An 11695-nucleotide genomic window follows, 5' to 3' on the forward strand; every position below is an offset into this window, starting at 1 on the left:
TCTACTCGATCTCTCGATTAATAATTTCATTCAGGGTTTTGCCATCGGGTAATTCCACAAACACGGGTTGACCGGGTTCAATACCCTCTAAAATTTGGATCTGATTGCCTAATAAGGGGCCAATAGTGACAGGTTGAAATTGGGGAAGATCGCCCTCCCCAGGTACTAACACCCCGGTTTCTCCCTGATTCGTAATAATAGCCACGGTGGGAACGACTAAGGCATTGGTGAGTTCATCGCCGACAAAGGATAAATCTACATTCATCCCCGACTGGAGCAACTCTAATCCCGTTTCAATTTCTACGCGTACTTGAAATAGGGTGACATCCCGTTCTTTAATGGCTTCAGGGGCAATCAGATGAACGCGACCTTTAAAGGTGCGATCGGGATAGGCATCGGCGACAATTTCTACCTTTTGATTGGGGTGAATTTGGCTAATATCGGCCTCTGGAACCTGGGCTAAAACTTCCAATCCTTGAGCTAAAGCCACAATTGATGTTGAGGTCGCCGAGTCCGCTGAAGATGCTGCGGTGACTGGAGTAACAAAGGCTCCCGGTTCGGCATATTTCTGCACAATTAACCCGGAAAACGGTGCTTTGACTTCCGTATCTTCAAGTTGCACTTGGTAGTATTGCAGATTGGCTTTTGCTTCAGCAAGTTGTGCCTCCACTTGGGCAATATCTTCAGGGCGAGTACCATTGATTAGGCGGTCTAGGGCAGCTTGGGATTCAGCGACGGTGGCTTTGGCTTCAGCAATGTCTTCAACTCTAGAGCCATTTTGCAGGCGCTCTAGACGGCGCTGGGCTTCGATCGCCCCGGCTTGGGTTTGCTCTAGATAAGCTTGGGCGCGACGGCGATCGTCCAGTCGTTGATCCAGTTCATCCCTAGAAATGGCTCCTTCATCAGCCAGGCGTTGATTCCGATTGGCTCGTTCTTGGGCTAAGTCTAAACGAGATTCGGCTTCAGCGACCATAGCTCTAGCACGGTTGAGGGAGGCTTGAGCTTCGGCAATGTCTTCCGAACGGCTCCCTGCTTGCCGTTCCGCTAACGTGGCTTGGGTGCGTCTGAGTCTGGCTTGAGCTTCAGCAATATCTTCCGAACGGTTTCCGGCGATCGCCTTATCGAGTTCTGCTTGGGTGCGGGTTAATCTCGCTTGAGCTTGTCGTAGTTGGGCTTGGAGTTCCTCTCTTTCCATGCGGGCGATCGGTTGTCCTTGTTCCACGCGATCGCCTTGTTCCACATAGAGTTCGGCTAATCTCCCTTGCACTTTGGGACTGACATTAACGCGCCGAACCGGTTGCACCACACCACTAGCATTAATGCGAATGGTTAGCGTAGCCGCTTCAGCAGGAATGGTTAAGGAGGCGATCGCCTCCGCTTGAGTCGTAGAACGACCCGTGCTGAGATAGACAATCCCAGTTGCGCTAACTACCGAAACAGCCACCAGTCCCAACAGCCAAGGGAGAGGCTTTTCAAGTTTGGGGTGGATAAGTGGCAATTGCATGATTTGAATATTCCTTAAGAATCAGGGCAAGTGAGTTCTGTCAATTGAATTAGGTTCGGGTTGAATAGGCATTAACCCATACTTTTAGGGTAGACTGGTTTCCCCTCTTCTGGGCAAATGAGTCAGACATTTTCCGAACTGGATCGTGGGGGATTTCCCAACTCCGTGATGGGGAATTAACCCATTTTTCTCACCTAGAGCTTGTATTGTTTAGGGTCTAAGCCTTGAATCGGTATGCCCTAGAAGAGAGAATCCTTATATATGGTATAATCCGAACGCTATCAAGTTTATGTTATTTTTTTGATCGTCCAAATGAACCAAAATTTATTGTTTCAGGGAGTATCTCTAACCGCTGCCTTATCTATATTTACAATTGGGATTACTCAATCCTTCGTTCAAGGTTCAGAGGGTGAACATCATCATCGATCAGAAGGTGAACATCATCATCAAGGAGGTCATTCCCATGGACGGATCGAAATCACTCCAGGACAACCCATTCCTCAAGTTGATTTGATTGTTCATCCGGATCAAAAAGCGGGTTGGAATCTAGAAATTCAAGTGGAGAATTTCCAATTTGCTCCCCATCATGTTAATCAACCTCATCAACCCGGAGTAGGTCACGCCCATTTATTGATTAATGGAGAAAAGATAACCCGAATTTACGGATCGTGGTACTATCTAAAGGAACTCCCCCCCGGAAATCATGAAGTTACTGTGGTTTTGAGTAGCAACAATCATGACGATTTTGTCTTTCAAGGCCAATTGATCCAAGATACAGAAATGATTAATCATTAATTCTGTACTTGTAGAGTGCAACAACCGTTGAACCTGAGAATGTACAGAGCGAGTTAGATTGAGGTTTATGACGCGACATCTTTATAGGCAATTTTTGAAAATAAAGTTTTGTGAAGAAACCTACGGACTAGAATAAAGAGAAGCGACTCAGCCGAAGTGCGAAGGAGGATTATTTCATGACTCAAAGTGCGGAAAAAATCATCTTACCGCCTCCTTTCCCAGACCATACGCAACTGCCAGAGGAGGATGGTACTTTTGTGAAAAATTTTCAGGAGCATCCCCAGAGTATTCTACTCACTGACTCTATTGGGCCGGTTTTAGAACAGCAACATCCAGATGGGCAATATGCGATCGGTCAAGATAGTGGTATTTATTGGCGAGAAACCGACCCCCCCCAAGATGGAGCCGAAGCGCCAGATTGGTTTTATGTGCCTAATGTCCCTCCAGATATCAATGGACAATATCGTCGTTCTTATGTCCTCTGGCGGGAATTGATCGCCCCACTTATTGCTCTGGAATTAGCCAGTGGAAATGGGAATGAGGAAAGAGACACGACAGCTTTATCCCAACAGAATTTAGAGGAGAAAAAACGACCGGGAAAATTTTGGGTGTATGAGAATATTATCCGGATTCCCTATTATGGGATTTATGTGATTCAAACGGGAGAATTGGAGGTGTATAACCTGATTCGTGGCTCTTACGAGCGCATGAGTCCGAATGAGAGAGGACATTATCCCATTGAGCGATTGGGAGTCGAGTTAGGGTTATGGCAAGGAAACTACCAGAATCAGCACCAACTTTGGTTGAGATGGTGGGATAGTGAAGGGAATTTGCTGCTGACGGGATGGGAGCAAAGTGCCCTAGAACAGATGCGGACTGAACAAGCGAACTCTCGCGCCGAGCAAGCCGAATCAGTTGCTCAAACTGAGCGGGAACGTGCCCAGGAAGCTGAGTCTCGCGCCGAGCAAGCTGAACAAGCTCAACAGGGAGCGATTTCTCGTTTATTAGCGATGGGACTGAGTGCAGAGCAAGTGGCTGAAGCACTTAATTTAAGTGTGGAACAAGTGCAGTCAATTCAACACTAATCTCTTGTACCTTTAGGGGTCAACGGCTGTTGACTCCTATAATGCTGATTACGCAGTTTGATTGACTCTGAAGCAGATTCAAGTAAATATACAGAATTTTGTGCTGTTATGGAGTACGCTATTCAATCCCCAAAGCCATGTACCACAATCCTATTCCCTATTCCCTAGCGCAAAGCGCTATATCTTTTGAGATACAATGATAGGAACTTTATTGAGAATGGGACAAGATAAAGGTTTGTGAAGAAATAGCGACAATTACTTATTGAAGTTCTCTGATTTAATTGAGATTCAATGAATTACGATGGTTCTTGAAGAATTATTTCATTAGCGTTAAACCTAACCGCTTCAGTTTTACGCTTAATCTTAGTTGAAATCCTACCCCAACGGAGATAACCCATGAAGCTTGCTTACTGGATGTATGCTGGCCCAGCTCACATTGGCACCCTTCGTATTGCCAGTTCGTTTAAGAATGTCCATGCTATTATGCACGCTCCCCTTGGCGATGACTATTTTAATGTGATGCGATCAATGTTGGAACGAGAGCGGGACTATACTCCAGTAACGGCTAGTGTAGTGGATCGGCATGTTTTGGCCAGGGGATCTCAGGAAAAAGTGGTTAATAATATTGTTCGTAAGGACAAAGAAGAGCGTCCAGATTTGATTGTTCTGACTCCGACTTGCACCTCTAGCATTCTGCAAGAAGATTTAGAGAACTTTGTGGAACGCGCAACCCTGGATGCACAAGCGGATGTGATGCTGGCGGATGTGAATCATTATCGGGTGAATGAGTTGCAAGCGAGCGATCGCACTCTCCAGCAGGTTGTCCAATTTTACCTCAACAAAGCCAAAAAACAGGGAACGCTGCCGGAAGGCAAAACGGAGAAGCCTTCGGTGAATATCCTGGGGTTAACGACTCTTGGGTTTCATAATCAACATGATTGTACAGAGTTAAAGCGCCTGATGGCCGACTTGGGAATTGAAGTCAATGAAGTGATTCCCGAAGGCGCATCCGTGCATAATCTGAAGAATTTAACCCGCGCTTGGTTTAATTTAGCCCCCTATCGGGAAGTGGGGTTAATGACGGCTGAGTATCTGCAATCTGAGTTTGGAATGCCCTATGTGGATATTACGCCCATGGGAGTAGTGGAAACAGCTCGCTGTATCCGCAAAATCCAGCAAGTACTGAACGAGCAAGGTGTTGATGTAGACTATGAAGAGTTTATCGAACATCAAACTCTGTATGTTTCCCAAGCCGCTTGGTTTTCTCGCTCCATCGACTGTCAGAATTTAACGGGTAAAAAAGTGGTTGTGTTTGGTGATAATACCCATGCTGCGGCGATGACCAAGATTTTAGCACGGGAAATGGGCGTGCATGTGGTTTGGGCGGGAACCTATTGCAAATATGACCAAGATTGGTTCCGGGAACAGGTAAGCGAATATTGCGATGAGGTGATTATCAGCGAGGATAATGGGGAGATTGGGGATGCGATCGCGCGGGTGGAACCGGCGGCTATTTTTGGCACACAGATGGAGCGACATGTGGGTAAACGCTTAAATATTCCCTGTGGCGTTATTGCTGCTCCGATTCATATTCAAAATTTCCCCATTGGCTATAAACCGTTTATGGGCTATGAAGGAACTAATCAAATTGCCGATTTGGTGTACAATTCCTTTACCCTGGGCATGGAAGACCACTTGCTGGAAATCTTTGGCGGTCATGATACGAAAGAAGTAATTCACAAGGGGATTTCTGCCGATTCCGATCTCAACTGGACAAAAGAGGCAAAAGCAGAACTGAATAAGGTTCCGGGGTTTGTGCGCGGTAAGGTGAAACGGAATACGGAGAAATTTGCCCGCGATCGCGGTTTAGATCGAATTACGATTGAAGTGATGTACGCTGCCAAAGAAGCTGTGGGGGCATAAAAGGCTACTTATCACAAAGGCACAAAAAATACCTAGACTTTCTCTGTGTCTTTGTTGTGTCCATACTATGGATTAATAGTTAGAATATGTAATTGTAGAGAGTCTTAGAGGACGACATGAGTAGTCAAAATAGTAAAAACACAGGTTCCTTTAGCTTCGCTGCCAAAGGCTTAGTCGCTATAGTTGCATTAGGTATCCTAGGAAGTGGTGTTTTTGTATTAAGTAGAATGAGCTTCAATACACAAGTCACTGCACGAGGTGGCACAAGTAATGCACAAGGTGGTACAGCTACAGGTGGTAGTGTTGGCGATATAGAAAACAACAGTCAAAACAAAACTATCGTTGGAGAAAGCGAGAATCAACAGCCTGATAATCCTGGTACTTCAGGAAATAATTCTCAAAACCCAACAGCAAATGCGTCAAATTCTCAAAGCCAGTCCTTCAAAACAGTTCTGGAAGCATCAGACAACACATGGACTCTAAATTATCCAGTATTTAAAGTCAAAGAAGACGGAAGTTGTATAGTCGCTGGACGTAGCTCCATTAGTCTCTCGCAATCATCAGACGGTAATATAGGACGTAGTTTACTAACAGTTAATGGGTATGGTTCTTCAAGTTTGACTGGAGCCTTTACTTCATCAGGTCGTGCATCATTATTCCTCAGTTCAAAACAAGCATCAAAAGAATATTCAGTTTCCTTTGACGGACGAGCCAATCCTAATAGCAATCCTATAATCGTTTCTGGTAAAGCAATGATGCCTGAATTTAATTGCCCAGAAGACACTTTTGAGTTAGAGCTTAACTAATAAAGTGAGAAAAAAGAGGAATTAGTTCATGCATAAATTCAATAGTTTTGAGGCTCTCTATGGATCAACCTAAGCACTCCAGACAGACAACGCGAAGCACTGTAGCACGATAGACAAACGACCTCTAGCCCCTTGTCTATCAAGGATTGATTAGTGGCAAGATTAAACAGAAATGGTATGACCAGCGCCCACGGGGATCATCTGTTCTCCGGTTAAACTAAAGGCGCGAGTTTCTGTAATTTTCACCTCCACCAATTGACCTTTGAGTTGGTGAATATCCCCAGGAAAGAAGGTTAAGCGGTTGCCATCGGTGCGTCCCATGACTTGGGTTTGATCCTTGGGATTTTGGTCTTCAACTAGGACAGTTTCCATGCGACCGAGATAGCGCTGCGATCGCTCCTGTGCTTTAATGGCAACTAGATGATTCAGTCGTTGTAGGCGATCGCTCTTCACTTCTTCGCTTAACTGATTGTCCCATACTGCTGCCTCCGTACCTGGTCTCGGAGAATAGGCTGCTGTATTTAATTGGTCGAAAGCAATATCATCAACCAACTCTAGGGTATGCTCAAATTGCTCCTCCGTTTCCCCTGGAAATCCCACAATGGCATCCGCACTAATCGACGCATCCGGCATATAGTCGCGAATCTTGTCAATAATCCGCCGATAGCGCTGATGGGTATACCCGCGCCGCATCGCCTTGAGAACCTCATTATCCCCAGACTGAAAGGGAATGTGAAAATGCTTGCAGACCTTCGGCAATTCTGCACAAGCGCGAATTAACCGCTCCGTGAAATAGCGGGGGTGACTGGTAGCAAACCGAAGGCGCTCAATGCCTTCCACATCATGGACGAAATAGAGCAAATCGGTAAATGTATTCTCCCGTCTGCCTTCGGGGGTGATTCCGGGTAAATCGCGACCATAAGCGTCAATATTCTGACCCAATAGAGTCACTTCCTGATATCCCTGTTGGCCCAACTGTTCCATTTCTTCCCGAATAGCCTGGGGAGTCCGAGATTGTTCCACCCCTCTCACTCCCGGAACCACGCAATAGGAACAGCGCTCATTACAGCCATAAATCACATTTACCCAAGCCGTAATCTTACTATCGCGCCGGGGTTTGGTGATATCTTCCATAATGTGAACCGGTTCCGTCGCCACCACTTGGTTCCCTTCTAGGACTTGCTCTAATAAATCCCCCAAGCGGTTAGCATGTTGGGGCCCCATGACCAAATCGAGTTCCGGAACCCGACGCAAGAGTGCTTCCCCTTCCTGCTGGGCCACACATCCAGCCACAATCAAGGTTAAATTTGGGTTTTCCTGTTTGCGTTTGGCTTGTCTTCCCAGATACGAATAGACTTTTTGCTCGGCGTTATCACGGATGGTACAGGTATTGTAGAGAATTAAATCTGCTTGATAAGGGTCTTCCACGGATTCAAAGCCGATATCGTCTAGAATGCCAGCCATCCGCTCCGAGTCGGCTTTGTTCATTTGGCATCCAAAGGTAGTAATGTGATAACGACGGTGGGTCATAAGGTTTTAGCGTTGATAGTCAAGTACCATTTTTAATTTTACAGTTTTAATTTTTAATTGATATGACTGTTCCGAATTGGATTACGTTTTCTCGCTTGCTGGGGGTTCCGTTTCTGCTCTATGGGTTGCTCGAACCTACGGTAGAGTATCGCTGGTTTTGTTTGGCGGTGTTTTTGGTGGCTGCGGGAACGGACTGGTTGGATGGCTATTTGGCCAGGCGCTTAAATCAAGTCAGCGAGATGGGTAAGTTTTTAGACCCTTTAGTGGATAAGCTGTTGGTGTTAGCGCCGTTATTATCTTTGGTGGAGTTGGGGGAAGTCCCAGCTTGGGGAGTATTTCTAATTTTAGCGCGGGAATTGGCGATCGCCGGATGGCGCGTCAATCAAACCACGGTATCTGGCGCGAATATTTGGGGCAAGCTGAAAACGGTAGTGCAAATTGCTGCTATTGCTTTCCTAATTGCCCCAACTCCAGTTTCTTGGACTCTACCCATCTTAATCCTCTTTTGGAGTACTGTTGCCTTAACCTGGATTTCAGGATTAATTTATATTTGGCCTCAAGCTTCAAATGAGTAAACAAAGATCGGTAACCTGCGAAAAACTTGTTCGGCAAACTGGCGATCGCATTCTAGGATTGCTTATTCTACGATAAAAGCGTCTCGAATGGCGATCGTTTGGGAACTTGAAGTGCTTCTGTTATTTGAGAATACAAATAAGTTATCACTGTTTCAGTGTTCATTGAAGTCACGGGCTTGTCTCAGTAATTTTACTGAAAAATATGAGGTTTTATCTAAAAATCAACACTTCTGATAATTTTCTAGAACTAATTATACATTTCTTTTCTTGAAGTTCCTTGAACTGTGGTGGGGTTAGTTCAGAAGTACTGGAATTAATTGATTTTTGCCATTTTCTTCCATGCATCAAACAAAAGCATGGCTCCTTTTGCCTTAAAATCAGAAAGGCACACTCTGTTGCGAATCGATCATGGCTGCACCTTCTGACTGTCCGTTTTCCCCCCAAGACATTGCCTCTGAGGGGCTGAAACCCTCGGAATATGAGGAAATTGTCCAACGCCTCGGTAGACACCCCAACAAGGCGGAATTGGGGATGTTTGGGGTAATGTGGTCGGAGCATTGTTGCTACAAAAATTCCCGTCCGCTGCTAAGTCAGTTTCCGACAACAGGCGATCGCATCCTCGTTGGTCCTGGAGAAAACGCGGGAGTCGTGGATCTCGGTGATGGACTGCGGTTAGCGTTTAAGATTGAGTCCCATAATCATCCCTCGGCGATCGAACCCTTCCAGGGGGCAGCCACCGGAGTTGGGGGTATTCTTCGCGACATCTTCACCATGGGCGCTCGCCCCATTGCTGTCCTTAATTCCCTTCGGTTTGGTTCCCTGGAAGATAGCCGCACCCGTCGCATTTTTACCGGAGTTGTCGATGGCATTGCCCACTATGGGAATAGCGTGGGCGTACCGACTGTGGGCGGTGAAGTTTATTTTGACCCGGCTTATACCGGGAATCCCTTAGTGAACGTTATGGCACTGGGATTGATGGAAACTGCGGAAATTGTCAAATCGGGAGCCTCTGGCAGGGGTAACCCAGTTCTCTACGTGGGTTCTACCACCGGGCGCGATGGTATGGGGGGGGCGAGTTTTGCTAGTGCCGAACTCAGTGAAAGCTCCATGGACGATCGCCCCGCAGTGCAAGTCGGCGATCCCTTCCTGGAAAAATCCCTGATTGAAGCCTGTCTGGAAGCCTTCAACACCGGGGCAGTGGTGGCGGCTCAGGACATGGGAGCTGCCGGAATTACCTGCTCGACCTCAGAAATGGCAGCCAAAGGCGGGGTGGGGATTGAGCTGGATCTCGACAAAATTCCCGTGCGCGAAACCGGCATGGTTCCCTACGAGTATTTACTATCGGAATCCCAAGAGCGGATGTTATTTGTGGCCTACAAGGGTCGAGAGCAGGAACTAATCGATATTTTCCACCGTTGGGGACTGCAAGCGGCGATCGCGGGCGAAGTGATTGATGAACCGATTGTGCGGATTCTGTTTCAAGGGCAAACGGCTGCGGAAATTACGGCTACGGCACTCTCGGATAATACCCCCATTTACCATCGGGAATTGATGGCCGAGCCGCCGGAATATGCCCAAACTGCCTGGCAATGGACGGAGGCTCAACTGCCTGAGTGTAAGGCTGAGGGGATTGAAATTGGGGGCAAGTTCAAGTCCTGGAAAGACTGCCTGCTGGATCTTTTAGATACACCGACGATCGCCTCGAAACAGTGGGTCTATCGCCAATATGACCATCAGGTACAGAATAACACGGTGGTCTTTCCCGGTGGCGCGGATGCCTCGATTATCCGCTTGCGTCCGGTGAATGACGGCGTGGAACCCCAACCCTTGCCGTCCGTGCAATCCGGGGTAGCGGCGACGGTGGATTGTAATTCCCGCTACGTCTATCTCAACCCCTACGAAGGGGCGAAAGCGGTGGTGGCAGAAGCGGCGCGGAATCTAAGCTGTGTGGGAGCAGAACCCATTGCCGTGACTGATAATCTTAATTTTGGCTCCCCGGAAAAGCCCATTGGCTATTGGCAACTCGCCGAAGCCTGTCGGGGACTGTCGGAAGCTTGCGGGGAATTCTCCACTCCCGTCACTGGGGGGAATGTGTCCCTGTATAATGAGACCCTGGATAGTGCAGGAAATCCCCAACCCATTTATCCCACGCCTGTGGTGGGGATGGTGGGGTTAGTGCCCAATTTATCGCGGATTTGCGGTCAAGGATGGTGTAAGGTTGGCGATCGCATCTACCTGTTGGGTTCCGGTGCAAATCTGACCTTGGGCGCGTCCGAATATCTCGCCAGTTTGCACAACACCGTCGCCGGACAACCGCCGAAAGTCGATTTTGACTTGGAACGTCGGGTGCAAGCCGCCTGTCGCCACGGCATTCGCCAGGGATGGCTCAACTCAGCCCATGATTGCGCCGAAGGCGGGTTAGCCGTGGCGTTGGCAGAATCCTGCATTGCCGGAGGCTTAGGAGCGCAGATTGAGTTTCCCTCTGGCGAGCAACGCCCGGATCTGAGTTGGTTTGGGGAAGGATTAGCCCGAATTGTGGTCTCGGTTGCGCCAGAGTTCATTGAGACTTGGGAAGCCTATCTTCAGGAACACTTACCCCATCAATGGCAGGGTATGGGCACAGTGCAAGGTGGAGCAGCCCTGGAGATTAAGGGCATTTTAACGGCTACAGTGTCGGAAATGGGCGATCGCCACCAACAAGCCATCCCTCGCCGTCTCCACGTTTAACCCATTGCGTCCTGCAATTATCCCCCGTAGGGGCGGGTTAACCCCAAATCTATAACACCCACCGATAACTTACCTGAACCCGCCCCCACCAACGGCTTTTTCCAGATTACAGGCAGCCGGGAAGCGATCGCCATGACAACTGTTTAACCGGATTGGATATTCCCCATTCCCCATTCCCTATTCCCCATTCCCTATTCCCCATTCCCTAATTCACTCCCAATACTCCTCGCACCCTTCAATCTGCTTATTATTGCTGTTCAGATAGGGACGCACCCAACGGCATCCCCGTGCAATTAGCTCCTCTAGGGTTTCTACAGGCGATTTCATGACGGTAACCCTAGTGCCATCAATTGCAACAGACGTAAGGGTGCGCCCCTCTTCATCCCAGCGAATCTGGCGAACCTCTCCTTGATGACCTCGAAATACAGCCAACTCCTGACCCGTTCTTGTCCACACCCTCACCGTTCCATCTCGCGAACCAGTTGCAATTCTGTCGCCATCGGGATGCCAAGCCATATCAGTGATGTCATCCGAGTGACCTTGTAAGGTGGTAGTTTTGCCACTCTCGACTGCTGTTATCTTGGCCGTATTGTCAGCGCTGCTCGTGGCCAGGGTGCTGCCGTCGGGGGAAAAGACCACTCCCCAGACCTCATCCTCGTGAGCAATGGTGTGCAGGGTTTGCCCACTCTTTACTTCTGTTATCTTGGCGCTGTTGTCCCTGCTGCTCGTGGCCAGGGTGCTGCCGTCGGG

9 protein-coding genes are annotated in these 11695 nt (G+C 48.0%); 6 read left to right on the top strand and 3 right to left on the bottom strand.

Annotation, left to right across the window (positions count from 1 at the left end):
- Position 1 precedes the first annotated feature (1 nt).
- Entirely contained in the window at positions 2 to 1504 is a 1503-nt protein-coding gene (locus J7545_RS22325) for an efflux RND transporter periplasmic adaptor subunit (RefSeq protein WP_318700085.1), read from the bottom strand.
- Between the two features lie 312 nt (positions 1505 to 1816).
- Between J7545_RS22325 and J7545_RS22330 the strand changes: the two genes are divergently transcribed.
- The 4 genes from J7545_RS22330 (at position 1817) to J7545_RS22345 (ending at position 6113) form a co-directional block, all read left to right on the top strand.
- Complete coding sequence (locus J7545_RS22330; RefSeq protein WP_318700084.1) at positions 1817 to 2299, top strand: hypothetical protein; 483 nt, start codon at positions 1817 to 1819, stop codon at positions 2297 to 2299.
- A 176-nt stretch (positions 2300 to 2475) separates the two neighbouring features.
- Positions 2476 to 3384 carry a Uma2 family endonuclease gene (locus J7545_RS22335; RefSeq protein WP_318700083.1) on the top strand — a complete coding sequence of 303 codons (909 nt, stop codon included), beginning with the start codon at positions 2476 to 2478 and terminating at the stop codon, positions 3382 to 3384.
- A 396-nt stretch (positions 3385 to 3780) separates the two neighbouring features.
- On the top strand, positions 3781 to 5307 hold the full coding sequence (bchB, locus tag J7545_RS22340; protein WP_318700082.1) for a ferredoxin:protochlorophyllide reductase (ATP-dependent) subunit B: 1527 nt from the start codon (positions 3781 to 3783) through the stop codon (positions 5305 to 5307).
- Positions 5308 to 5423: 116 nt separating this feature from the next.
- Positions 5424 to 6113: a hypothetical protein gene (locus J7545_RS22345; protein WP_318700081.1), complete on the top strand. Its 690-nt coding sequence runs from the start codon at positions 5424 to 5426 to the stop codon at positions 6111 to 6113.
- Between the two features lie 162 nt (positions 6114 to 6275).
- On the opposite strand, the gene miaB is transcribed toward J7545_RS22345, so the two are convergent.
- Positions 6276 to 7643, bottom strand: a complete 1368-nt coding sequence (gene miaB, locus J7545_RS22350) for a tRNA (N6-isopentenyl adenosine(37)-C2)-methylthiotransferase MiaB (RefSeq protein WP_318700080.1) — start codon at positions 7641 to 7643, stop codon at positions 6276 to 6278.
- A gap of 62 nt (positions 7644 to 7705) precedes the next feature.
- Between miaB and pgsA the strand changes: the two genes are divergently transcribed.
- A complete protein-coding gene (pgsA, locus tag J7545_RS22355; protein ID WP_318700079.1) occupies positions 7706 to 8218 on the top strand; it encodes a CDP-diacylglycerol--glycerol-3-phosphate 3-phosphatidyltransferase in 513 nt (170 codons plus the stop codon).
- 408 nt (positions 8219 to 8626) lie between these two features.
- On the top strand, positions 8627 to 10945 hold the full coding sequence (gene purL / locus J7545_RS22360) for a phosphoribosylformylglycinamidine synthase subunit PurL (RefSeq protein ID WP_318720129.1): 2319 nt from the start codon (positions 8627 to 8629) through the stop codon (positions 10943 to 10945).
- Between the two features lie 210 nt (positions 10946 to 11155).
- Here purL and J7545_RS22365 read toward each other — a convergent pair.
- The coding region (locus J7545_RS22365; RefSeq protein WP_318720130.1) for a hypothetical protein at positions 11156 to 11695 on the bottom strand (540 nt) is incomplete at its 5' end.

Origin of the sequence: Roseofilum sp. SBFL, from assembly GCF_017746885.1 — a bacterium.
In the GTDB taxonomy this organism is placed as follows: Bacteria; Cyanobacteriota; Cyanobacteriia; order Cyanobacteriales; family Desertifilaceae; genus Roseofilum.